This window comes from Trinickia symbiotica, from assembly GCF_003028655.1.
In the GTDB taxonomy this organism is placed as follows: Bacteria; Pseudomonadota; Gammaproteobacteria; order Burkholderiales; family Burkholderiaceae; genus Trinickia; species Trinickia symbiotica_A.
Genome location: NZ_PYUC01000020.1, coordinates 63,177 through 85,926, shown reverse-complemented (window position 1 = coordinate 85,926; position 22,750 = coordinate 63,177). Strand labels below are relative to the sequence as shown.

The window sequence follows — 22,750 nt, the reverse complement described above, 5'->3', positions numbered from 1 at the left end:
ATCCGGCCATGGCGACTCCGCAATTCCATGCACTGCGCATCCGCGACGTGCGCCCCGAGACGGCCGACTCTGTCACCGTCTCGTTCGAAGTGCCGCCCGAGCTGCGCGAGCAATATCGGTTCACGCAAGGCCAGTTCGTGACGTTGAAGGCGCATGTCGACGGCGTGGAAACACGCCGCTCCTATTCGATCTGCGTCGGCGTCACCGATTACGATCGCGACGGCGAGTTGCGCATCGGCATCAAGCGCGTGCGCGGCGGACGCTTCTCGAACTTTGCGTTCGATACATTGAAGCCCGGCCATACGATCGACGTCATGACGCCCGACGGCCGCTTCTTCACTCATCTGAACGCCGAGCACGGCAAGCAATACGTCGCCTTCGCGGGCGGCTCGGGCATCACGCCAGTGCTCGCGATCGTCAAGACGACGCTCGAGCTCGAGCCGCGCAGCACGTTCGTGCTCGTCTATGGTAACCGCGACGTCGATTCGATCATGTTCGCGGAAGAGCTCGAGGATTTGAAGAACCGGTACATGAGCCGCTTCATGCTCTACCACGTGCTCTCCGATGATGTTCAGGAGGCCGAACTATTCAACGGAATGCTCGATCAGGCGAAATGCGCCGCGTTTCTCGAGACGCTCGTGCCGGCGGGCGAGATCGACGAGGCGTTCATTTGCGGCCCGGCGCCGATGATGGACGCGGCGGAAGCCGCGCTGAAGGCGGCTGGGGTCGACGAGACCAGGATTCATGTCGAGCGTTTCGGCACGCCGCTGCCCCAGGCTGGAGCCCCCGTCATCGAGATCACGGAGACGACGCCTGCCGCCGAGCTCGAGATCGTCCTCGACGGCAAGCGGCGCAAGCTGCGCCTTCCTTATGAGGGCGCAAGTCTGCTCGACGTCGGGCTGCATGCGGGGCTCGCGCTGCCCTATGCGTGCAAGGGCGGCGTCTGCTGTACCTGCCGCGCCAAGGTGCTCGAAGGCGAGGTGCGGATGGAGAAGAACTACACGCTGGAAGAGCATGAAATCCGTGACGGCTTCGTCCTCACCTGTCAGTGCCATCCGGTCAGCGAGCGCGTCGTCGTCAGCTACGACGAGCGCTGAAGCGCGAATCGCCGCCCCAATGTCTAGCCGCCGTTCGCCCGGCGGCTTTCGCGTAAACTAGCGCCGCACGCGTCCCGCATTAGGGGCGAGCGGCGTTCGACCTAGCCGCGCAGGCGCGATTCGCTCGCGTCGCCTCACGCCGCTGGCAACGCTACGCCGCCAACCAACAACCACAGCGTCATGGCCCGCACCCGAGCACCCGATCACGAATCGCAACGCGACCAGATCCTCGAACTCGCCGCAGAGAAGTTCGCTCAGACGAGCTACCCCAGCACGTCGATGGCCGATCTCGCCGCGGCGAGCGGCACCTCGAAGGCCCGCCTTTACCACTATTACGACAGCAAGGAGGCGATCCTCTTCGACCTGCTCGACCGCCATACGAAGCGGCTCATGCTGATCATCGCCGAAGTCGAAGGGTCGAGCCAGCGACGCGGCCTGTCCGAACGCGAAACGTTCGCCGAGCTCGTGCGCGCCTTCCTCGCCGAGTACGAAACGTCGCATAGCCGGCATGTCGCGCTGCTGAACGATGTGAAGTATCTCGTCGAGGGACAGCGAGAAATCATCCTCGATCGCCAGCGCGACATCGTCGCGGCCTTCGCGCGCCAGCTCTCGCGCGCCTATCCGGACCGCGTCACGAAAGACAATCAGACGCCCGTCACGATGATGGTCTTCGGCATGATCAACTGGACCTTCACTTGGCTAAAGCCCGGCGGACGCCTGCGCTATGAGGATTTTGCGAAGCAGGTCGTCGATGTGCTCGAGCGAGGGCTCGCAAGCGGTTGATCCCTTTCATCGGCAGGGGCGTTGCGACGCAGCATATCGAGCATTGGCGACGCAGTGATGAGCATCTAGCTGGCGAGAAAACAACAGTTAGTTGTTTTCCTTAAAAATCATCAGCTTACACAAAAATCATAAGCGATCGAAGGCGATCCGACGGCGGAAGTACGGGTTTTCCCTAGGCTCAAACAGGCGTTTCAAGTAAAATTCGTATTGCGTCGCAGCACATGACGCCACACGAAAAGGAGAACCGCCATGAGCCAGCACCGAACCCGGGCCACCGCTTCGACCGCGACGAGCGATCGGCGCCCGCACGCGAACGGTCGCGAGCCGGCCCTCATCCGTGAACTGACCGCAAAAGACCGCGAGCGCCTGCTCGCCCACTTCCTCTCGCTCCACGTGGACGACCGCCTGCTGCGTTTCGGCCAGGCGGTGCCCGATCATGTGATCGAGAACTACGTACGCACGATCGATTTCTCGCGCGACGCGGTGTTCGGCGTGTTCGACGAGAACCTCGCGCTCGTCGGCGTCGGCCATCTCGCTTACCTGCCGGCCGACGGCGACAAGCGTACGGCCGAGCTCGGCATTTCCGTGCTCGAGGATTCGCGCGGCAAAGGCATCGGCACCCAGCTTTTCGAGCGCGCGACGATCCGCTGCCGCAACACGCACGTTTCGACGCTCTACATGTACTGCCTGTCGCGCAACACGACGATGATGCATATCGCGAAGAAGGCCGGCATGCGAATCGAGCACGCCTATGGCAGCGCGGATGCCTATCTGACGCTGCCGCCGGCCGATCAGGCCAGCATCATCGCTGAAATGCTGCAGGAGCAAGCGGCGGTGTTCGATTACGCCATCAAGCGTCAGGTGCAACGCACGACGCGCATCATCGAGGCGATGATGCCGTCCGAATCGGAATCGGACGTGGCCGCATAAGAACGACTAACACGACGGCCGCCCCTCATCGAATCGGCAGCGCCGTCGTCTCCTTGAAGCTTTCGAGCGCGAAGCTCGACTTCACGTCGACCACCGACGGATGGTGCAGCAGTTGATCCTGCACGAAGCGGGAGAAGTGCGCCATATCCGTCACGAAAACGCGCAGCAGGTAATCCATTTCGCCGGTCATCGCATGGCAGGCGACCACCTCCGGCCAGGCCTGCACGGCGGCCCGAAACAAGTCGGCATGCGTCGTTCCCGCATGGCCCGTCGCGCCGCCGCGCTTCTCGAGCCGTACGTTGACGAAAGCGAGCAGGCCGAGACCGAGCTTTTGCGGGTCGAGCAGCGCAACGTAGCCGCGGATCACGCCGCTCTCCTCGAGCCGCCGGATCCGGCGCAGGCACGGGCTCGGCGACAGGTTCACGCGCTCCGCGATCTCCTGGTTCGACAAGCGCCCGTTTTCCTGAAGGATCGCGAGAATACGCCGGTCGACGGCGTCCAATTCGATCTCGGCCATTTTTCTTATCCAATCGCGTCAGCGCTGGCAGCAAATTGCGCCATCGTAGGAGCCGCTACCCGATCTCGCAAGATTTTTTCGGTATTGGCGCCATACACTTGCTCCTATCGATGCCGCCTGGCGAATGGCGCGAGCCGCCCGGTGGCAGAACAGAATCTGAAGGAGACGCGGCATGAAGGTCGAAACCTGGGAGAACCCCGTCGGCACGGACGGGTTCGAATTCATCGAATACACCGCGCCCGATCCGAAGGCGCTCGGCAAGCTCTTCGAAAGAATGGGCTTCACCGCTATCGCCAAACATCGTCATAAGGACGTGACGCTCTATCGGCAAGGCGGCATCAATTTCATCGTCAACGCCGAACCGGACTCGTTCGCGCAACGCTTCGCGCGTCTGCATGGCCCATCGATCTGCGCCATCGCATTTCGTGTGCGGGATGCGGCCAAAGCCTATCGTCATGCGCTCGAGCTCGGCGCCTGGGGGTTCGACAACAAGACGGGGCCGATGGAGCTCAACATCCCGGCCATCAAGGGCGTCGGCGATTCGCTGATCTATTTCGTCGACCGCTGGCGCGGCAAGAACGGCGCGGCGCCCGGCACCGTCGGCGACATCGACATCTACGACGTGGACTTCGAGCCGCTCGAAGGGGCGGACACCGCTCCCGTCGGACACGGCCTCACCTACATCGACCATCTGACGCACAACGTGCACCGCGGCTCCATGCGCGAATGGGCCTCGTTCTACGAGCGGCTCTTCAACTTCCGCGAGATCCGCTATTTCGACATCGAGGGCAAGGTGACGGGCGTGAAGTCAAAGGCCATGACGTCGCCGTGCGGCAAGATTCGCATCCCGATCAACGAAGAAGGCTCGGACAACGCCGGCCAGATCCAGGAATACCTCGACGCTTATCACGGGGAAGGGATTCAGCATATCGCGCTCGGCACGAACGACATTTACCGAACCGTCGACGGTCTTCGCTCAACGAGCATCAAACTGCTCGATACGGTCGATACCTACTACGAGCTCGTCGATCGACGCATACCGGGGCACGCGGAACCGCTCGCCGAACTGAAGAAGCGCAAGATTCTCATCGATGGCGCAAAGGGCGATTTGCTGCTGCAGATCTTCACCGAGAACCAGATCGGGCCGATCTTCTTCGAGATCATCCAGCGCAAGGGCAATCAAGGCTTCGGGGAAGGCAACTTCAAGGCGCTGTTCGAATCGATCGAGCTCGATCAGATTCGCCGCGGGGTGGTTCAAGACAAGGCTTGATTTGCGTTTGATGTTCGCGTGATCGCTCTGACGCGCCGCGCATCGGAAGCGCGGCGCGAACGATTCGTCACCTGATCACGGCTTGGCTGCCTCGAGCTCGCCGCCGACACCGGCCGACGCCATGCGCGCCGTGTGCGACACCGCTGCGGCCAGCCTGGACGGCGTCGCGGCGCTCGTCGCGCGAACGGGCATGTTCATCGCGAAAAACGCGGCGGAAATCATCAGGAAGGTTCGGGTATGTCGTGTATCCATCTGTACTCCTATCTCTGTCGCATCGCTTACCGCCGCGATGCGTGATTCACGGCACTCGCGCGAAAGCCAGCAGCCGGCGCGCGAGAACGGAATTAGACCATCGCTCCCCCGCCGGTTCCACGAGGTCAACAACACGTTACCCTCCGTTACAGATCGATACGAGCGTGCCCGCGGCCGGCGATCGGCCCGGACGAGCCCGGCCGGCAACACCAACAGCGCGACATACTGGCCCGGCCGAGCCGCCGCGTGCGGCGAATTTTGTAAAAATGCGGCGGGTTTTTACCAGTGCTACGATCTGGAAAAAACCGTCACTATGGCGGGTCCGCGAAGGCATCCACAAGATGCCGACGCTCGCGATGTTTTGGTGATCCCAAACCGGGTTGGAGGAGTTCCATAAAATGAATGCCCCGCTAGACGCAGGCCAGAGAGCCTCGCTGGAAGCCGCTTTGGCTTCCGTCACGCTCGACGACAAATACACGCTCGAACACGGCCGCGCCTATATGAGCGGCATCCAGGCACTCGTCAGGCTGCCGATGCTGCAGCAGGCGCGCGACCGAGCCGCCGGCCTCAATACCGCCGGATTCGTTTCCGGTTATCGCGGCTCTCCGTTGGGCGGACTCGATCTCGCGCTCTGGAAGGCCAAAAAGCACCTGGCGAGCCATCAAGTCGTATTTCAGCCCGGCATCAACGAAGATCTCGCCGCGACGGCGGTATGGGGCACCCAGCAGGTGAACCTCTACCCCGGCGCCAAGTACGACGGCGTCTTCTCGATGTGGTACGGCAAGGGGCCCGGCGTCGACCGCTCGGGCGACGTGTTCAAGCACGGCAATTCGGCCGGCTCGGCCAGGCACGGCGGCGTGCTCGTGCTCGCCGGCGACGACCACGCCTGCAAATCCTCGACGCTCGCCCATCAATCCGAGCACATCTTCAAGGCCTGCGGGCTGCCCGTGCTGTTCCCCTCGAACGTGCAGGAATATCTCGACTTCGGCCTGCACGGCTGGGCGATGAGCCGCTATTCGGGTCTCTGGGTCGCGATGAAATGCGTGACCGACGTCGTCGAATCGTCCGCGTCGGTCGACATCGATCCGCATCGCGCGCAAATCGTCATTCCCGCCGACTTCGAAATGCCCGACGGCGGGCTCAACATTCGCTGGCCCGACCCGCCGCTCGTTCAGGAAGCGCGGCTGCTCGACTACAAGTGGTACGCTGGGCTCGCCTATGTGCGTGCCAACAAGCTCGACCGGATCGAGATCGATTCGCCCGTCGCGCGCTTCGGCATCATCACGGGCGGCAAGGCTTATCTCGACGTGCGGCAGGCGCTCGTCGACCTCGGCCTCGACGACGAAACCTGCTCGCGCATCGGCATTCGGCTTTATAAGGTCGGCTGCGTCTGGCCGCTCGAGGCTCAGGGTGCGCAGGCGTTCGCGCGCGGCCTGCAGGAAATTCTCGTCGTCGAGGAAAAGCGCCAGATCCTCGAGTATGCGATCAAGGAGGAGCTCTATAACTGGCCCGACGGGCAACGGCCGCGCGTCTTCGGCAAGTTCGACGAGAAGGATGGCGCGGGCGGCGAATGGTCGGTGCCGATGGGCAACTGGCTGCTGCCCGCGCATTACGAGCTGTCCCCGGCGCTGATCGCGAAGGCGATCGCGACGCGGCTCGAGAAGTTCGAGCTGCCCTCGGACGTGCGTGCGCGCATCGAAGCGCGAATCGCCGTCATCCAGGCGAAGGAAAAGGCGCTCGCGAAGCCGCGTGTGACGGCCGAGCGCAAGCCGTGGTTCTGCTCGGGCTGCCCGCACAACACATCGACGAACGTGCCCGAAGGGTCGCGCGCGATGGCGGGCATCGGCTGTCACTACATGTCGCTCTGGATGGACCGCGAGACGAGCACGTTCAGCCAGATGGGCGGCGAAGGCGTGCCCTGGACGGGTCAGGCGCCGTTCACGAGCGAGAAGCACATCTTCGCGAATCTCGGCGACGGCACCTACTTCCATTCGGGGTTGCTCGCGATTCGCGCCGCCATCGCGGCGAAGGTCAACATCACCTACAAGATTCTCTATAACGACGCGGTCGCGATGACGGGCGGGCAACCCGTCGACGGTGTGCTGACCGTGCCGCAGATCACGCATCAGCTCGCGGCCGAAGGCGCCGCCAAGATCGTCGTCGTCACGGACGAGCCGCAGAAGTATCACGGCACGACGCTGCTCGCGGCAGGCGTGACCGTCCATCACCGCGACGAGCTCGATGCGATCCAGCGAGAACTGCGCGAGGTGCCGGGCACGACGATCCTCGTCTACGACCAGACTTGCGCAACCGAGAAGCGCCGCCGCCGCAAGAAGGGCGAGTTTCCCGACCCGGCCCGCCGCGTCGTCATCAACGAAGCGGTCTGCGAGGGTTGCGGCGATTGCTCGGTGCAATCGAATTGCCTATCCGTCGAGCCGCTCGAGACGGAGTACGGCACGAAGCGGCAGATCAACCAGTCGAGCTGCAACAAGGATTTCTCCTGCCTCAAGGGCTTTTGCCCGAGCTTCGTCACCGTCGAAGGCGGCCAGCTCCGCAAGCCGAAGGCGGCAGGCGCCGCGGCGGCAGCCGATCTTCCGCCTGTCGCGGAGCCGACGCTGCCCGAGATCGGCCGGCCCTACGGCGTGCTCGTGACGGGCGTGGGCGGCACAGGCGTCGTCACGATCGGCGCGCTGCTCGGCATGGCGGCCCACCTCGAGGGCAAGGGCGTGACGGTGCTCGATGTGACGGGCCTTGCGCAAAAGGGCGGCGCCGTCATGAGCCATGTCCAGATCGCGAAAGCGCCCGCCGACATCCATGCGACGCGCATCGCGATGGGCGAAGCCGAGCTCGTGATCGGCTGCGACGCGATCGTCACGGCAAGCGACGAGTGCACGTCGCGGATGAAGTACGGCCATACGCGCGTGGTCGTCAACAGCGCGAAGACGCCGACGGCCGAATTCATCCGGAACCCCGACTGGTCGTTCCCGGGCTCGAGCACTGAAAACGATGTGCGCGCGGCAGCCGGCGAACAGGTCGACCTCGTCGAGGCTAATCGTTTCGCCGTCGCGCTGCTCGGCGACGCGATTTATACGAACCCGTTCGTGCTCGGCTACGCGTGGCAGCGCGGATGGCTGCCGCTCACGCATCGCTCGCTCGTCCGGGCGATCGAGCTCAACGGCGTGCAAGTCGAAAAGAACATCGCCGCGTTCGAATGGGGCCGCCGCGCCGCCTACGATCTCGCGAGCGTGCAGCGGGCCGCCACGCCGGAGCAGACACGCGGCGACGCCCCGGGAGCGACGGTCATCGCACTGCATACGAAAAAGGCCGTCGATGCGCTGATCGAGAAGCGCGTCGCTTACCTCACGGCCTATCAGCACGAGGCCTATGCGAAGCGGTACCGCGCGCTCGTCGACGAAGTGCGCAAGGCCGAGCGCGCGCTCGACGGCGACGCGGCGCAAGAGCCGCTGACCGAAGCCGTTGCGCGCAATCTGCACAAGCTGATGGCCTTCAAGGACGAATACGAGGTCGCCCGCCTGCAGACGGACCCGGCCTTTCTCGCCCGGCTGCAAAGCCAGTTCGAGGGCGACTGGAAGCTCAACTTCCATCTCGCGCCGCCGCTCTTCGCCAAGAAGGACGCGAACGGTCATTTGATCAAGAAGCCATACGGCCCTTGGATGCTGTCCGCGTTCAAGCTGATCGCGAAGCTCAAGTTCCTGCGCGGCACGGCGCTCGATCCATTCGGCAAGACCGAGGAGCGTCGCACCGAACGCGCGCTGATCGGCGAGTATGAGGCGCTCGTGCGCGAGCTGATCGGCGGACTCACGGCCGAGAAACTCGCGCTCGCCGTCGAGCTCGCGAGCCTGCCCGATGGGATCCGCGGCTACGGGCATGTGAAGGAAAACAACCTGCGCGCCGTGCGCACGAAGTGGAACGAGCTGCTCGGCCGCTGGCGCGCGCCGGGCGGCGCATCGCGGCACGCCGCCTGAGCATCGGCGCGCCGATAAGAGAAAAGGCGGCTGCCCTTTTTAGGACAGCCGCCTTTTGTTTCGCCTTTTGCTCTGCCTTCCGTATCGGCTTATCGCCTCATCGGCTTTGCGTATCCGCCTTGCGGCGGACAGCCAGCTTATTCGACGCGCACATTGGCTGCCGCAACGGCGGTCATGTTGATGATCCGCCGCACCGTCGCCGCCGGCGTGAGGATGTGCACGGGCTTCGCCGCGCCGAGTAGGAACGGTCCGACCGTCACCCCTTCCCCGCCGACCATCTTCAGCAGGTTGTAGGCGATGTTCGCCGCCTCGACGTTCGGCATCAGCAGCAGATTCGCCTCGCCGGTCAGCGTCGTGCCGGGGAACGATTGCTTGCGGACGATCTCCGAAAGCGCGGCGTCGCCGTGCATCTCACCGTCGACTTCGAGTTGCGGCGCGCGCTCGGCAATCAGCTTGCGCGCGGCCGCCATACGCTGCGACGAAGCCGTGCGCGAGCTGCCGAAGTTCGAGCTCGAGAGCAGCGCGATCTTCGGCACGATGCCGAACCGCTCGATCTCGGACGCGGCGAGAATCGCCATGTCGGCAAGCTGCTCGGCGCTCGGCACTTCGTTGACGTACGTATCGCAGATGAAGAGGTTGCGGCCCGGCAGCATCAGCAGGTTCATCGCCGCATAGTGCTCGGCGCTCGATGAGCGGCCCAGCACCTGGTCGACGTACTTGAGGTGGCTCTCGTACGTATCGATGAGGCCGCAGATCATGCCGTCGGCATCGCCGAGACGCACGAGGACCGCGCCGATCAACGTATTGAACTTGCGCAGCGCGGCTTTCGCGATTTCCGGCGTCACGCCTTCGCGCGCGCCGAGCTCGTGGTAGGCCTGCCAGCATTGCTGATAGCGCGGATCGTCTTCAGGATTGACGACCTCGAAATCGACGCCGGCCTTCAGCCGCGAGCCGATCTTCTTCAGGCGCATCTCGACGACGGCCGGCCGGCCGATGATGATCGGCTTCGCGATTTTTTCCGTCAGCACGAACTGGGCGGCGCGCAGCACGCGCTCGTCCTCGCCCTCGGCAAAGACGATGCGGGCGGCCGTCTGCTTCGCTGCCGCGAAGACCGGGCGCATGACCATGCCCGTGCGGTAGACGGTCGCGCCGAGCTGCTCCCGATAGGCGTCCATGTCCTGGATCGGACGCGTCGCCACGCCCGAATCCATCGCGGCCTGCGCCACCGCGGGCGCGATCTTGATGATGAGACGCGGATCGAACGGCTTCGGAATGAGGTACTCGGGACCGAACTCGAGCGAGTGTCCTTCATAGGCCTTCGCGACTTCATCGCCCTGGTCCGTCTCCTCGGCCAGCTCGGCGATCGCTCGCACGCAGGCGAGCTTCATTTCCTCGGTGATCGTCGTCGCGCCGACGTCGAGCGCGCCGCGGAAGATGAACGGGAAGCAAAGAACGTTGTTGACCTGATTCGGATAGTCCGAGCGGCCCGTCGCGATGATGGCGTCCGGCCGTACCGCCTTCGCGTCCTCGGGGCGAATCTCGGGCTCGGGGTTGGCCAGCGCGAGGATGAGCGGCTTGTCGGCCATCTTCATGACCATCTCGGGCTTGAGCACGCCGGCGCTCGAGCAGCCGAGGAAGACATCGGCCGAGCTGATCGCGTCGTCGAGCGTGCGCGCGTCCGTATGCGCGGCATAGCCGGCCTTCGACGGATCGAGATTGCCGCGCCCTTCGTAGATGACGCCCTTCGAGTCGATGACGAGAATGTTGCCCTTCTGGAGGCCGAGCTTCACGAGCAGGTCAAGACAGGCGATGGCGGCGGCGCCGGCGCCCGAGCAGACGAGCTTCACGTTCTCGAGCGTCTTGCCCACGACCTTCAGGCCGTTCAGAATCGCCGCGGACGCGATGATCGCGGTGCCGTGCTGATCGTCGTGGAAGACGGGGATCTTCATCCGCTCGCGCAGCTTCTTTTCGATGTAGAAGCACTCGGGCGCCTTGATGTCTTCAAGGTTGATGCCACCAAGCGTCGGTTCGAGCATCGCGATGGCGTCGACGAGCTTGTCGGGGTCCGATTCCGCCAGTTCGATGTCGAACACGTCGATGCCGGCGAACTTCTTGAAGAGACAGCCCTTGCCCTCCATGACCGGCTTGGCCGCGAGCGGGCCGATGTTGCCGAGACCGAGCACGGCCGTGCCGTTCGTCACCACGCCGACCAGATTGCTGCGCGACGTGTACTTCTGCGCATCGAGCGGATCGGCGTGGATCGCCTCACACGCGGCCGCGACGCCGGGCGAATACGCGAGCGACAGATCGAGCTGATTCGAGAGCGGTTTCGTCGGAGTAACGGAGATCTTGCCGGGCTTTGGATTCTGGTGATAGGCGAGAGCGCTTTGCTTCAGTTGTTCGTCCATATTAGACCTACGCGACGTAATAAATATGATCCTGCACGCTCGAGAGGCGCCGGTTCGGCGCAGCGCCGTGCCTCGGCGGATAGCAAGGGCGGCGGGAAGCGTTTTAGCGGGGGGTGCCAGTGTACACCTGCTGATGCCGCATGGGATGGCAAGCGGCAGCCCCAGGGGAGGCGCGGCCTGGCGCGCAGCGCGCGTGACTTGCCGATCCCGCTTGCCGGCGCCGCGACTCGGGTAAAATACGCGGTTACGCGCGAGAGGCAGGCTCTCGCTCTCGGGCGGCTCCCCCGGCGCTTGGCGACGATGTCGGCGCCTTCTTCGCCGCCCTTCGCCCCCTACCGCAAGGACTCGCCCATGACAGGCTTCGATCGCCAAACGATCTCCGACACGACCGCCAAGATGCTGCTCGAAGTGCAGGCCGTGCACTTCAATGCCGAGAAACCGTTCATCTTCACTTCGGGATGGGCGAGCCCCGTCTATATCGATTGCCGGAAGTTGATCTCGTTTCCGCGCGTGCGCCGTGGGCTGATGGACATGGCCGAAACGACGATTCTGCGCGATGTCGGCTACGAGCAGATCGACGGCGTCGCGGGCGGGGAGACGGCCGGCATTCCGTTTGCCGCCTGGCTCGCCGATCGGCTCATGGTGCCGATGCAGTACGTGCGCAAGAAGCCGAAGGGCTTCGGCCGCAACGCGCAGATCGAAGGGTTTCTGCAGGAAGGCTCGCGCGTGCTGCTCGTCGAGGACTTGACGACGGACAGCCGCAGCAAGATCAACTTCATCAATGCGCTGCGCACCGCGGGCGCGCGCGTGAACCACTGCTTCGTCCTCTTTCACTACAACATCTTCAAGGAGAGCGTGTCGGTCCTGAAAGACATCGACGTCGACCTGCACGCGCTCGCGACGTGGTGGGACGTGCTGCGCGTCGCCAAGGCATCGGGCTACTTCGATACGAAAACGCTCGACGAAGTCGAGAAGTTCCTGCATGCGCCCGCCGAATGGTCGGCCGCGCACGGCGGGGCGACGGCCGCGCCTCAGTAACTCGGCGACGAGAGGTTCATTAGACCGGCGCTTTGCGCATACTGGAAGAGCTCCGAGTCGCGCTCGAGCCCCAGCTTGCGCAGCGCCGCGATCTTGTGCGTGCTGATCGTCTTGATGCTGCGATTGAGGCGCGCGGCGATTTCTTTCATTGTCATTCCCGAGACATAGAGCCGCACGACTTCGATCTCGCGCCGCGAAAGCAGCGTGTCGGCGCGCCTGGTTGCGGCGCCCTTGCCGAGCGACTCGTGCGCGCCGCGTACCGACGGCCCCACGTAAGGCACGCCGCACATGACGTAGCGAACGGCGAGGCCGATATGCGCGAGATCGTCCGACTTGCTGACAACGGCGGTGACGCCCATCTCGCCGAGCCGACGGATCAGCGCGGGGTTTTCGAGCATGGTCAGCACGACGATCGGCAGCGCGGGGAAATGCCGCCTGACGTAGCCGATGAGCGGCAGGCCATCGCCATGCAGGCCTCCGGGCATCGCCAGATCGGTCACCAGCACGTCGCACCGGGCATTCGTCAGGGCTCTGACGAGCTCCGTGGATTGGCGCGCCTCGCCGACTACTTCGATGTCCGGAAATCGCGCGAGCGCATGCCGCGCCCCAAGCAGAATGACCGGGTGATCGTCCGCGACGATCACGCGAATCTTTGGGCCGTTGGCCGTGGTTTCCGGCTTCGCCGGCGTCTCATATTCCGACAATAGGTTCATCCGCGGGGGGTCGTTGACGGGGTCGCGCCGACGGCCGTGCGCACCGATCGTGCAGCTGCCGCCACCGGCGAAAAATGCAATGTTAGACTCGATTCCGGCCCCAACTGTCATTTGGGCCGGCAATCGGCGCGAGTTCCCATTTCGCCATCCCGCAAGGAGTATCGGCTCATGAGCACGCGATGGTCGGTCGTTGCATCGGTGGCACTTTCGTTCTCGGCATGGGTCGGCGTTGCGGCGCCCGCCCTCGCGCAGGGCGCGTTCGCGGTGACGAGCAAGGATCTCGCGCCGGATAAAGCGGTCGGTCTCCAACACGTTTATAACAGCGGCGGCTGCAACGGGAAGAACATATCGCCGCAGCTTCGCTGGAGCGGCGTGCCCGCCGGCACGAAGAGCTTCGCCGTCACGATGTTCGATCCCGATGCGCCCGGCCCCGCCGGCTGGTGGCATTGGGCTGTCGCCGAAATACCCGCCGACGTGCGCGAATTGCCGTCGAATGCGAGCGCGTCGGGCTTTCTCAAGCGCATGCATGCGGTGGAGGCGAGCAACGACTTCGGCACGCCAGGTTATGGCGGCCCCTGCCCGCCGCAGGGTCAGACGCATCGATACATCGTGACCGTTTATGCGCTCGGTACGTCGGATCTGCGGCTCGCTCCCGGGCAGCCCGCGCCGATGTTCGATCATGAAATCGGCACGTCGATCCTCGGCAAGGCGAGCATCACGGTGAAATACGGGCGCTGACGGCCCGCCGGCCCGAGGCCGATGTCGCGCCATCACGACAGATGGGGCCAGGTACGTCGGCATTTGCGGTGAAATCCGCACAATTCACGGCAAAGCCGTAAAATCACGGTTTCGGGCGCCGCCTGCGCGCCACCACGTCAATCCGCCCCACTCAACGAGAGCGAAATGAGCACGAAAGTATTTGTCGACGGACAGGAAGGCACGACAGGTCTCAAGATTTACGAATACCTGTCGCGACGCGCCGACGTTGAAGTGCTGCGGATCGACGAAGCGAAGCGCAAGGACATCGACGAGCGGCGCAGGCTCATCAATGCGTCCGATGTGACGTTCCTCTGCCTGCCCGATGTCGCTTCGCGCGAGTCGGCAAGCCTCGTCGAGAACGACCGGACCATCGTTATCGATGCGAGCACGGCGTTTCGGACGCACGCCGATTGGGCCTACGGTCTGCCCGAGCTCACGCGCGCGCAGCGCGAGCGGATCCGGACGTCGAAGCGCATCGCCGTGCCGGGCTGCCATGCCTCGGCATTCGTACTGGCGATGCGCCCACTCGTCGAGGCCGGCATCGTCGCGCCCGAGTTCCCGGCCCACTCGTACTCGCTGACGGGCTACAGCGGCGGCGGCAAGAAGATGATCGCCGACTACGAGGCGAGCCCGCCCGCCGCGAAACTCGCGAGCCCGCGCGCCTATGCGCTCGCGCTTGGCCACAAGCATTTGCCCGAGATGGCTGCGCATGCGCGGCTCAAGTCCGTGCCGATCTTTACGCCGATCGTCGGCAGTTTCTATAAGGGTCTTGCCGTCACGACGTACTTCTCGCCCGAGCAACTCGCGAAGCGCGCCACGCCGCGCGATATCCAGGCGCTCTTTGCCGAGTATTACGCCGGCGAAGCGTTCGTGCGCGTCGCGCCGTTCGATGCGGATGAAAATCTCGACGGCGGGTTCTTCGATGTGCAGGCCAACAACGACACGAACCGCGTCGACCTCTTCGTGTTCGGCAACGAAGAGCGCTTCGTGACCGTCGCGCGGCTCGACAATCTCGGCAAGGGCGCCTCGGGCGCCGCGATCCAATGCATGAACCTCAGCATCGGCGCGGCCGAGGATACCGGGCTCGTGCGCTGACGAAGCCATCGGCGAGTTCGCCGAATTGTTTTCCGCGCGGAACGTCATTCGGTAATCGACAATCCGCGATCGATCAAGCCGGCTGCTTCAGCCGGCTTTTTCATTGGCGCCGATCGTGAGGCAAAACTTCAAATATTGGGATTTCGAGTCGCACCGGCGAGATACTGATCCCAATCGGAAAAATCAGCCAGCGCCTTGAGCGAATGCCGTCACTCGGCCGGAATTACTTTCCGCATAAGGACACCGGAGCTTCGATCGTTCTCTCTGCGCCGCATCGTCTGGCGGCCCTCGCCCGTGCCGCGCGCCGCACCTCGCCAAAGCGTTCTGTTACATCTTGTCGCACTTCCGATTGAAACGCGGTTTGCGTTTCAATTTGCTCTCGATCGCTCGCTGCAATGCGCATTTTGAACATGCGTCGCTGTTTGAATTCGGAAATTTAGACACCTCTTTCAATTGACAGCGCATAAATGCACGGCGAAATTACGCCGCATAACGAGATGAGATCAGGGAGACGAAGGCATGTCCTCACGTGTCATGTCATGGGGCTTGCTATTGGCGGTTGCGAGCGCCCCATTATGGTCCGCCTGCGGAGGCGGAGGCGGCGACGGCGCACCCACGGCAAGCGCCTCGCAATGCTCGGGTGCCGCGTGCGGCACACAAGGCGCGCCGACGTCGGCGCCGACTGCATCGCTGTGCCCGACGGCGGCTGCCATTTCCAGCAACACTTATCTTGGCGGCGCGGGTAGCGGCGAGATCGTGAGCCTGCGGATCGACGCCACGGCGATGACTTACACACTCAAGTGGCTCCAATCACCGATTCCGCTGCAAGCGGGAACCGTCATGCCGACGCGTGCCGGCGTCACGATAACGGGCGCCGTCGAGCACACGACGAACTTGCCGACGGCCGAGCAGAACCGCTGTGCGTTCATTCTGGAGCCGGGCACAGGCACCACGTCAGGCGGATCCTCGTACTCGACTTCGGCAACCTTCAATTCGAGCAACCCGCCGACGATCTTCATCGGCGAAGGCGGTGTGGCGGGCGGCGGCATTCCGGGCGCGGAGGTTCAGTTCTCGGGCGTGGCCGGGCTTTTTGCCGTCCCTGACAGGAAGTTCGATTTCTATCCGTTCATCGGCTTTGCGCAAGTCGACACTCGGCTGGCGGATCTGCAAGGCACCTACAACGCGCTCCTTTATCACCAGCAACCGTCGGATAACTACGCGGCGGTCGGTACGAACGATACGGAAACGTTCGATGCCAGCGGCAGTTGCACGTCGACATCGGGCAACTGCAAGACGACGGGCAGCGCATGGACCATTAGCAGCTCGGGCAATTACTTCACGAGCAGCAATCCGCCCACGATCGTCGGTGGCACAACGGTCGGCAGCGGCGCGCACGCGAACATGGTGCTCGGGCAATTCAACGGCTCGATTGTGCCGATCGTCGTGCGAACCGGCTACGCGAACTCGAACCTGCTCTCGCTCGCCGTCGACGACGAATCGGGCATTGCCATGCTCGCCGCCGCGAGCCCTATCGCATCGGGCGCGATCGATGGCGGCTACGCCGGCGCCGATTCGAATTTCAAGTACACCGCGACGATCATCCAGGGCGCATCGGGCAAATTCGTCGACCCACCAACGAACACGATCGAGAGCAAGTTCACGCTGACCTACCCGTCGTCGAACCAGGGTCTGCTCTCGGTTCAAGACGATCAAGGCAATTCCGGCTACGCGATCGCGACAGGTTTTTCGCCGACCTCGACGATAGGGGGGCTCTACGCGATCTTGCTGCAAGGCACGGAGAACGGAGGCATCACGCCTTCCTCGGCGATCGTCGGGCAAACGACGAGCTCCGCGCCTTATTTCGGCATCGGTGCGTTCGCCGGTCCACGTTAAGAAGAGAAGACTTTCGGCGAGTTGAAGTCGTCAGGCAGTGAAGGGGGGAGAAGTTAGTAGTACGAAATAAATGAAAAGGGCGGACCGACAGGGAGGAGGCCGCCCGATAACGATAAACGAGCGAAGGGAGAAACATGATGATTCGGGCAATCCTGAACGGCCTTATGACGCCGGCGCTAGCGGCGTCGATTGTGATTCTTTCGGGCTGCGGCGGTAGTGCCGCCAGCGGCGGCGATCCGCCGCCGCCCGTGGTGCAAAGGCTCTGCCCCGCTTCGCTCGATTACAGCACCGTCTTCACGGGGGGCGGCGGCGACGGCGAGCTCGTCAAAATGCAAATCGACACGACGAAGATGACGTGGCAGGTCACCTATGTCGAGTCGGCCGTTCCTCAAACGACGGGCACGGTCACGCCAACGCGCGCCGGCACGACGCAAGCTGGCAAGCTCGTGCAGGAAACGAAGCTGCCGACCGACAAGCAGAACCAATGCGCGTACTACCTCGCCGATAGCAGCGGCAACAACGTAAGCCTCGATGCGAGCCGGCCGTCGCGCATCTTCGTCGGCTTTGGTGTGCTCGGCGGCACGATTCCGGGCAAGGAAATCCAATACAACGGCATGGCCGGAGTGGGTGCGGTGCCCGATACCAAGTTCCCGTTCTACCCGTTCATCGGATTTTCGACGCTCGACTCGAACTTCGCCGATGTGGCCGGCACCTACAATCAGCTCGGCTATCACCAGGTGCCGTCGCAGAACTTCATGCCGGTAGCCGTCGACGCCACGATCAAGATCAATGCCGACGGCACCTGGACCGAATGCGACAACACGGGCGTCAACGCCGGCAAATGCCTGCAACCCGGCGACAACTGGAAACCCGCGGCGGACGGCAGCGGCACGTTCGAGACGGATCACTTCCAGGGGCAGGCGAAGCCGACGCTTGCCGCGCAGCCGCAGGGCACGGGCTATCTCATCGTCGGCAAGCTCAACAATCAGCTCGTGCCGATCCTGATCCGCAACGGGTATGCGAATCCGAACACGCTCGTCGCCGACGACGAGTCGGGCATCTCGATCCTCGCGCCGCAAGCGAACGTGTCGGTGAACTCGCAAAACGGTCAGTACATCGGCGTCGACAGCCAATTCAATTACCGCGCGACGGCGCTCGAAGGAACGCAGGCGACGATGCTCGACCCGTATCAGCCTTCGCAGGCCTCGCTTGCGACGGCGCTGGATCTCAGCTTCGCCGAGAGTGTGCCCGGAGTCGTCACGTCGTGGCCGGCGAGTGCGTCCTCGAGTACGCCGACCGGGAAATTCATCTTTACCGGCGGCGTCTTCGGCTATCTCGATCAATCGAATGCGTCGTCGCCGTACTTCCTGATCAACGCATTCGTGCAGCAGCCGGTGCAGTAGCGGATTGCGCTTGTCCCGCGTGCGTTACCGCGCTGACGCGCCGCTCGATGCGAGCCGGACGGCGCGCGACGCAAGACCGATAAGAACGCTGCGGGAAAACGCAGCTAAGGGAGAGACAAAAAATGAAACGCACTCAGATCGCGGCAACCGCCGCACTCGCATTTTCCGTTTCCGGCGCCGCGCACGGACAGGCGGCCGGCGCCAACGTGATCTCGCTCGGCTGGTTCCATGTCATGCCCCAGGATTCGAGCACGACGCTCACGACCGGCGTCGCGCCGCAGCCGATCGATACGCCGCTGCGGCTGCCGAGCTCGTTCAATTCGCCGGGTACGGGATTGTCGACGACGAACGCCGACACAGCCGGGCTCGTGATCAGCCACTTCTTCACGGACCATATCGCCCTCACGACGGTGGCGGGCGTGCCGCCGACGTTCAAGATGTATGGACGCGGCAAGATCGTGCCGCCGGGACCCGCGGCGGCGCTCGGCACCGTCGATCTCGACGATCCGTCGAACGAGCCGATCGTGAAGAGCGTGCGGCAATGGAGCCCGGCCGTGTTGCTGCACTACTACTTCGGATCGGCGACGGCGCGCTTCAGGCCTTATTTGGGTATCGGTGTGTCGTACAACTGGTTCTCCGACATTCAGCTCAATCCGAACTTCGTCACCTCGACCCAAAATAACCTCGGTGCCGTGCTCGCAGCCGGCGCGAACAAGCCGGGACCGACGAGCGTCGAGGCCAAGGCGTCGCCTTCGTGGGCCCCCGTCTTCAATGTCGGAGCGGCATACAGCCTCACGAAGCATTGGGGGCTGACGGCGAACCTGACGTATATCCCGCTGAAGACGACGTCGTCGGTGATCGTCAAGGCCGCGGACGGGACGGTGCTCGGCGTGACTCAGGGGAAGCTCACGGCGGACCCGCTGATCACCTTCCTCGCCCTGTCTTATAAGTTCTGAAGGAGGCGTTGATGTCCGCTGCCGCTTGGAGGGAATCGTGCTTCGGACGCCTGAGGAACGGGGAAACGGCCTTCCGGTCCAGCTCGATCGGGTAAACGGCCGTCGCGGACACGGAGCGCAATTTCCGCCCTCGCCGGCGATCATGCCTCCTTCAGCGCGACTCGAGTGTGGACGCGCCGCCTTCCACCGACGCACCGTTCGCATGACGGACGCAGCGCGTCACCACGTTGATCGCGCGTCCGAGCGGCATGCCGACGAGGCCGCCCCAGACCGCGAACGACAGGACCGCGAAGGTGCTGGTGGCCGCCCACGGCCGCGATGTGGCGATCGCGTAATGAATGAACGTTTCGGCGACGAACGTCAGGAGTAGCGTGATCAGCAGGCTCGCGTCGCCCGGCAGGCGCACGAACATGCCCTCCCGCCCGGTCTTGAACTGCAGGCGCCAGCCGCGCGCGTGGAACCAGCCGCCCGCCGTGCCGACCATGAGCATTGCGAGAGCCGCCGCGTAGGCTTCGACACCCGCCCGTGGCAACAGGTGGTCGAGGCTCGACATGCCGAGACCGACGAACAAGACCGGAAACAGGATCGGACGCACCGGCCGGACTTCGCGCGCGAAGCAGCGCTTTACGCCGATATAAACGAGCAAGCAGAACAACACGTAGACGTAGGTCGGGAGATAGGGCATGGCGTACCTGTTCCTGAGCGCCGCAAGCAGCGGTTATGTCAGCGACTATAGCGATCGGGCCCGCCGCGCGCCGCACTTTGCGATGAACGGTGGCAATGGGCGACGAACGGCGCTTGCGTCCGGCGAACGTCCGTGCGGGGCGCCCCGTGCAACGATCTAAAGGCGCGGCGCAGCCGATCGGCGATGGTAACGCCGCCTCCAATTACGCTAGCATCTCCGTAATCCGCCCCAGCTCGCTGCCATGCCAAGCAAGCCGCTTTCTGTCCTGTCCTCCGCGCCCTATACCAGCCGCGAGCATCGAGGCCGATCCCTCCTGTCTCTGTTCTGCTTCAACTCAGCGGTCGGGCTGATCTTCTGGACCACGCGCCGCAACGAGGCGTTGCTGCCATATCTGGTCGTCGCGAACGGCATCGGTTGCAGCGCGTCACTGCTGAGCGTCGCTGCAGACAGACTCGTACGCGGCAAGCTGGCGCTAGTACCAAAGATCCTGATCGTCGCACCAGCCAGCGTATTCATCGGTTTCGAGGTCGCGGCATCCACGATCGGGCACGTTCCGCATCTCATCGGACACGCAGGCGTGAAGGTTTGGCTGGCCTACGGCTCGTCGTTCATTGTCGCGGGTGCGGCGTCCGCGTTCGTGTCGGTGTTCGTGCAGGCCGCGCGCATGCGTACCTCGCTCGAGACGCAGCGACGAGAGGCTGCCGAGGCGCGCCAGGCCGAAACGGCTGCGCGCCTCGCGCTGCTGCAGGCTCAGATCGAGCCGCATTTCCTGTTCAACACGCTCGCGAACGTGCAAAGCCTGATAGAACGCGATCCGACCCGCGCCACGACAATGCTCGACAGCCTGAACCGCTATCTCCGCGCGAGCCTGGGCCGCACGCGCAAGGCTACGGCCACGTTGGACGAAGAACTCGAACTCGTTGAGGCGCTGCTGAAGATCGCGACGATCCGGCTCGGCGAGGAACGCCTGCGCTATGCGGTCGACGTGCCGGATGCGCTGAGGGCCTTGCCGCTATCGCCACTCCTACTGCAGCCCCTCGTCGAGAATGCACTGCTGCACGGCATCGAGCCGTCGGTCGACGGCGGTGAAGTGCTCATTCGCGGCACCCGCGACGGCGACCTGCTCGTCCTGAGCGTGACCGATACCGGTGCGGGGCTCGGCAACCGCGGCACGAAGTTGCACGGTGGCGTCGGACTTGCGAACGTTCGTGCCCGAATGATTAGGCTTTATGGCGAGCGCGGCCGCGTGTCGGTCGCCGCGAATGCCGACGCCATGCGGGGCGTGACCGCAACCTTGCATATTCCGATCGCCTGATATGCCTACCGCCCTGATCGCAGACGACGAACCCAACCTGTCCGCTGAACTTGCCGCACGTCTCAGCGCACTCTGGGCCGAGCTCGAGATCGTCGGAATGCCGCGCAACGGCGTCGACGCGCTCGCCGAGCTGAATGCGAAGCGCCCCGATTTCGCGTTCCTCGACATCCGGATGCCGGGTATCGACGGTCTGAAAATCGCCGGCCTCGTACCGCACGTGCACGTCGTGTTCGTGACGTCCTATGACGAGTATGCAGTTCAGGCATTCGACCAGTCGGCGATCGACTATTTGCTGAAACCGGTGACCGATGATCGCCTTCTCCGCTGTATCGCAAAGTTGCAGCGCGGTGGCCCCGCGCCGACCGACACCGCGCTATTGGCAAATGCGGGCGAGCAGCGAGATGCAGCGCCAATTCGCTGGATAACTGTAGGCCTCCGGGACAAGACTCGGCTCGTCTCGGTGGACGAGGTGCTGTATTTTCAGGCTGCGGACAAATATACGGAGGTCGTGACGGCGAGCGAGCGGCACGTGATCCGCACTCCGCTTAAGGAGATGCTGCAGCGGCTGGACACAGAGCTTTTCGCGCAAGTGCATCGTGGTGTGATCGTCGCCTATGCGGCGATCGACCACATCGAACGCGATCTACTCGGTCGACAGCGCATCCATTTGCGCGGAAGCGGAGACGTCCTGCCGGTCAGCCGTGCTTGCGCAGGCCTTTTCAAGCAGATGTAACAAGGTGTCGCCGCGTCAAGGGAACCGTCCTTCGGCCGCCTGAGGAACGGCGAAGAGGCCTTCGGGCCCAGCTCGATCGGGCAAACGGCCGTCGCGGACCATCAGTGCGGTCAGTCTGTCAATCGGCGGTTTCTGCACTGGATGCGCGCGGCAGCCAAAAAAAAGCCCGCCTAGTGGCGGGCTGAATCCATATCAGAGGAGACATGGAGGAGACAGTTCCTACTCTACCAAAGACCTTGGTGCGTTGCAACAACCTGTCCTAATCGGACGCGATTCGTTGCTTTTCGACAACAGTCATACGAACGTCATCGAGAGCAGAAAGTTCACCTGATCCGCGCCGATCGGCTTGACCCAATGGACGTCATACCCTGCGTCGAGCGCCATCTCGCGATATTGCGGCTGGCCCCATCCCGTCAGCGCGATCAGCAAAAGCGGACGTTTGCCGGCAATCTCGCGCAAGGCGTGCGCCACGCTCAGCCCTTCGAGCTGCGGTGCGCCCACGTCGATCAGCGCCGCGTCGGGCAGCCGCCGTTGAGCGATTTCGAGGGCTTCGCGATTATCGCGGGTCGCGACGACGCCGTAGCCCATCGATTCGAGCAGGAACGTCAGGCCCGCGAGCGCCTCCGCGTCGCGGTCCACGATCAGGACGCACTTGTGCTGCATGGCTTCGGTCTTCGCGGTGCCGAGATCAGGTTGTTGGCTCGCATGGAGGCCCGGCGTCGCAACCGCGGCGCGACCGGTATCCGGTGAGTCCGATTTCATCATGTTCGTCATGGCCCGTCCTTGACTTGCGTCAGAGGAAGTCAAGCTCACCTCGAATTCCTGTCGACTACCACCCTTGATCGATCGATCGCTCCGGAGTCCTAAACGTCTTTGACAGCCCAATAGCGAATTCGATCGTTATCGCCATGCTAAAA

The 22,750-nt window shown here is 63.6% G+C and carries 19 protein-coding genes; 13 read left to right on the top strand and 6 right to left on the bottom strand.

Features of this window, described 5'->3' with window-relative positions; all coding sequences use genetic code 11:
- Positions 1–8 precede the first annotated feature (8 nt).
- The 3 genes from paaE to C9I57_RS28855 all read left to right on the top strand — a co-directional run bounded on the left by paaE (position 9) and on the right by C9I57_RS28855 (position 2,810).
- Entirely contained in the window at positions 9–1,097 is a 1,089-nt protein-coding gene (gene paaE, locus C9I57_RS28865) for a 1,2-phenylacetyl-CoA epoxidase subunit PaaE (protein WP_107153967.1), read from the top strand.
- A gap of 180 nt (positions 1,098–1,277) precedes the next feature.
- Positions 1,278–1,880, top strand: coding sequence for a TetR/AcrR family transcriptional regulator (locus C9I57_RS28860; protein ID WP_107153966.1), 603 nt, complete (start codon positions 1,278–1,280; stop codon positions 1,878–1,880).
- A gap of 249 nt (positions 1,881–2,129) precedes the next feature.
- The gene (locus C9I57_RS28855) at positions 2,130–2,810 is read left to right on the top strand and encodes a GNAT family N-acetyltransferase (RefSeq protein WP_107153965.1); all 681 of its coding nucleotides are present in this window, start codon (positions 2,130–2,132) and stop codon (positions 2,808–2,810) included.
- Between the two features lie 25 nt (positions 2,811–2,835).
- Here C9I57_RS28855 and C9I57_RS28850 read toward each other — a convergent pair whose 3' ends face one another.
- A complete protein-coding gene (locus C9I57_RS28850; protein WP_018441712.1) occupies positions 2,836–3,327 on the bottom strand; it encodes an Lrp/AsnC family transcriptional regulator in 492 nt (163 codons plus the stop codon).
- Positions 3,328–3,499: 172 nt separating this feature from the next.
- Between C9I57_RS28850 and hppD the strand changes: the two genes are divergently transcribed.
- Positions 3,500–4,597, top strand: coding sequence for a 4-hydroxyphenylpyruvate dioxygenase (hppD, locus tag C9I57_RS28845; RefSeq protein ID WP_107153964.1), 1,098 nt, complete (start codon positions 3,500–3,502; stop codon positions 4,595–4,597).
- Positions 4,598–4,672: 75 nt separating this feature from the next.
- On the opposite strand, the gene C9I57_RS32920 is transcribed toward hppD, so the two are convergent.
- A complete protein-coding gene (locus C9I57_RS32920; RefSeq protein ID WP_018441714.1) occupies positions 4,673–4,849 on the bottom strand; it encodes a hypothetical protein in 177 nt (58 codons plus the stop codon).
- A 398-nt stretch (positions 4,850–5,247) separates the two neighbouring features.
- Between C9I57_RS32920 and C9I57_RS28840 the strand changes: the two genes are divergently transcribed.
- A complete protein-coding gene (locus C9I57_RS28840) occupies positions 5,248–8,835 on the top strand; it encodes an indolepyruvate ferredoxin oxidoreductase family protein (protein ID WP_107153963.1) in 3,588 nt (1,195 codons plus the stop codon).
- 137 nt (positions 8,836–8,972) lie between these two features.
- Here C9I57_RS28840 and C9I57_RS28835 read toward each other — a convergent pair whose 3' ends face one another.
- The gene (locus C9I57_RS28835) at positions 8,973–11,243 is read right to left on the bottom strand and encodes an NADP-dependent malic enzyme (RefSeq protein ID WP_107153962.1); all 2,271 of its coding nucleotides are present in this window, start codon (positions 11,241–11,243) and stop codon (positions 8,973–8,975) included.
- A 351-nt stretch (positions 11,244–11,594) separates the two neighbouring features.
- Between C9I57_RS28835 and C9I57_RS28830 the strand changes: the two genes are divergently transcribed.
- A complete protein-coding gene (locus C9I57_RS28830) occupies positions 11,595–12,281 on the top strand; it encodes an orotate phosphoribosyltransferase (protein ID WP_107153961.1) in 687 nt (228 codons plus the stop codon).
- On the opposite strand, the gene C9I57_RS28825 is transcribed toward C9I57_RS28830, so the two are convergent.
- A complete protein-coding gene (locus tag C9I57_RS28825; protein ID WP_107153979.1) occupies positions 12,275–12,994 on the bottom strand; it encodes a response regulator transcription factor in 720 nt (239 codons plus the stop codon). The two genes, C9I57_RS28830 and C9I57_RS28825, sit on opposite strands and share 7 nt — an antisense overlap.
- A gap of 168 nt (positions 12,995–13,162) precedes the next feature.
- Between C9I57_RS28825 and C9I57_RS28820 the strand changes: the two genes are divergently transcribed.
- The 5 genes from C9I57_RS28820 (at position 13,163) to C9I57_RS28800 (ending at position 19,100) form a co-directional block, all read left to right on the top strand.
- The gene (locus tag C9I57_RS28820) at positions 13,163–13,732 is read left to right on the top strand and encodes a YbhB/YbcL family Raf kinase inhibitor-like protein (protein WP_107153960.1); all 570 of its coding nucleotides are present in this window, start codon (positions 13,163–13,165) and stop codon (positions 13,730–13,732) included.
- A 165-nt stretch (positions 13,733–13,897) separates the two neighbouring features.
- Positions 13,898–14,848 carry an N-acetyl-gamma-glutamyl-phosphate reductase gene (gene argC / locus C9I57_RS28815; protein ID WP_107153959.1) on the top strand — a complete coding sequence of 317 codons (951 nt, stop codon included), beginning with the start codon at positions 13,898–13,900 and terminating at the stop codon, positions 14,846–14,848.
- Positions 14,849–15,367: 519 nt separating this feature from the next.
- Entirely contained in the window at positions 15,368–16,741 is a 1,374-nt protein-coding gene (locus tag C9I57_RS28810) for a DUF2957 domain-containing protein (protein WP_181321987.1), read from the top strand.
- Positions 16,742–16,875: 134 nt separating this feature from the next.
- Positions 16,876–18,144 (top strand): DUF2957 domain-containing protein, encoded by a 1,269-nt coding sequence (locus C9I57_RS28805; protein WP_107153957.1) that lies wholly within the window; start codon positions 16,876–16,878, stop codon positions 18,142–18,144.
- Between the two features lie 122 nt (positions 18,145–18,266).
- Positions 18,267–19,100, top strand: a complete 834-nt coding sequence (locus tag C9I57_RS28800; protein WP_107153956.1) for an OmpW/AlkL family protein — start codon at positions 18,267–18,269, stop codon at positions 19,098–19,100.
- A 151-nt stretch (positions 19,101–19,251) separates the two neighbouring features.
- On the opposite strand, the gene C9I57_RS28795 is transcribed toward C9I57_RS28800, so the two are convergent.
- On the bottom strand, positions 19,252–19,785 hold the full coding sequence (locus C9I57_RS28795) for a hypothetical protein (protein ID WP_107153955.1): 534 nt from the start codon (positions 19,783–19,785) through the stop codon (positions 19,252–19,254).
- 241 nt (positions 19,786–20,026) lie between these two features.
- Between C9I57_RS28795 and C9I57_RS28790 the strand changes: the two genes are divergently transcribed.
- Both C9I57_RS28790 and C9I57_RS28785 read left to right on the top strand, forming a co-directional pair.
- On the top strand, positions 20,027–21,100 hold the full coding sequence (locus C9I57_RS28790) for a sensor histidine kinase (RefSeq protein ID WP_107153954.1): 1,074 nt from the start codon (positions 20,027–20,029) through the stop codon (positions 21,098–21,100).
- 1 nt (position 21,101) lies between these two features.
- Entirely contained in the window at positions 21,102–21,833 is a 732-nt protein-coding gene (locus tag C9I57_RS28785; protein WP_107153953.1) for a LytR/AlgR family response regulator transcription factor, read from the top strand.
- Positions 21,834–22,127: 294 nt separating this feature from the next.
- Here C9I57_RS28785 and C9I57_RS28780 read toward each other — a convergent pair whose 3' ends face one another.
- The gene (locus C9I57_RS28780) at positions 22,128–22,607 is read right to left on the bottom strand and encodes a response regulator (RefSeq protein ID WP_107153952.1); all 480 of its coding nucleotides are present in this window, start codon (positions 22,605–22,607) and stop codon (positions 22,128–22,130) included.
- Positions 22,608–22,750 lie beyond the last annotated feature (143 nt).

Excerpts from the sequence above, each read along its gene's own strand:
- paaE (WP_107153967.1), top strand. The coding sequence starts at position 9 with ATGGCGACTCCGCAATTCCATGCACTGCGCATCCGCGACGTGCGCCCC.
- C9I57_RS28860 (WP_107153966.1), top strand. The coding sequence starts at position 1,278 with ATGGCCCGCACCCGAGCACCCGATCACGAATCGCAACGCGACCAGATC.
- C9I57_RS28855 (WP_107153965.1), top strand. The coding sequence starts at position 2,130 with ATGAGCCAGCACCGAACCCGGGCCACCGCTTCGACCGCGACGAGCGAT.
- C9I57_RS28850 (WP_018441712.1), bottom strand. The coding sequence starts at position 3,327 with ATGGCCGAGATCGAATTGGACGCCGTCGACCGGCGTATTCTCGCGATC.
- hppD (WP_107153964.1), top strand. The coding sequence starts at position 3,500 with ATGAAGGTCGAAACCTGGGAGAACCCCGTCGGCACGGACGGGTTCGAA.
- C9I57_RS32920 (WP_018441714.1), bottom strand. The coding sequence starts at position 4,849 with ATGGATACACGACATACCCGAACCTTCCTGATGATTTCCGCCGCGTTT.
- C9I57_RS28840 (WP_107153963.1), top strand. The coding sequence starts at position 5,248 with ATGAATGCCCCGCTAGACGCAGGCCAGAGAGCCTCGCTGGAAGCCGCT.
- C9I57_RS28835 (WP_107153962.1), bottom strand. The coding sequence starts at position 11,243 with ATGGACGAACAACTGAAGCAAAGCGCTCTCGCCTATCACCAGAATCCA.
- C9I57_RS28830 (WP_107153961.1), top strand. The coding sequence starts at position 11,595 with ATGACAGGCTTCGATCGCCAAACGATCTCCGACACGACCGCCAAGATG.
- C9I57_RS28825 (WP_107153979.1), bottom strand. The coding sequence starts at position 12,994 with ATGAACCTATTGTCGGAATATGAGACGCCGGCGAAGCCGGAAACCACG.
- C9I57_RS28820 (WP_107153960.1), top strand. The coding sequence starts at position 13,163 with ATGAGCACGCGATGGTCGGTCGTTGCATCGGTGGCACTTTCGTTCTCG.
- argC (WP_107153959.1), top strand. The coding sequence starts at position 13,898 with ATGAGCACGAAAGTATTTGTCGACGGACAGGAAGGCACGACAGGTCTC.
- C9I57_RS28810 (WP_181321987.1), top strand. The coding sequence starts at position 15,368 with ATGTCCTCACGTGTCATGTCATGGGGCTTGCTATTGGCGGTTGCGAGC.
- C9I57_RS28805 (WP_107153957.1), top strand. The coding sequence starts at position 16,876 with ATGATGATTCGGGCAATCCTGAACGGCCTTATGACGCCGGCGCTAGCG.
- C9I57_RS28800 (WP_107153956.1), top strand. The coding sequence starts at position 18,267 with ATGAAACGCACTCAGATCGCGGCAACCGCCGCACTCGCATTTTCCGTT.
- C9I57_RS28795 (WP_107153955.1), bottom strand. The coding sequence starts at position 19,785 with ATGCCCTATCTCCCGACCTACGTCTACGTGTTGTTCTGCTTGCTCGTT.
- C9I57_RS28790 (WP_107153954.1), top strand. The coding sequence starts at position 20,027 with ATGCCAAGCAAGCCGCTTTCTGTCCTGTCCTCCGCGCCCTATACCAGC.
- C9I57_RS28785 (WP_107153953.1), top strand. The coding sequence starts at position 21,102 with ATGCCTACCGCCCTGATCGCAGACGACGAACCCAACCTGTCCGCTGAA.
- C9I57_RS28780 (WP_107153952.1), bottom strand. The coding sequence starts at position 22,607 with ATGACGAACATGATGAAATCGGACTCACCGGATACCGGTCGCGCCGCG.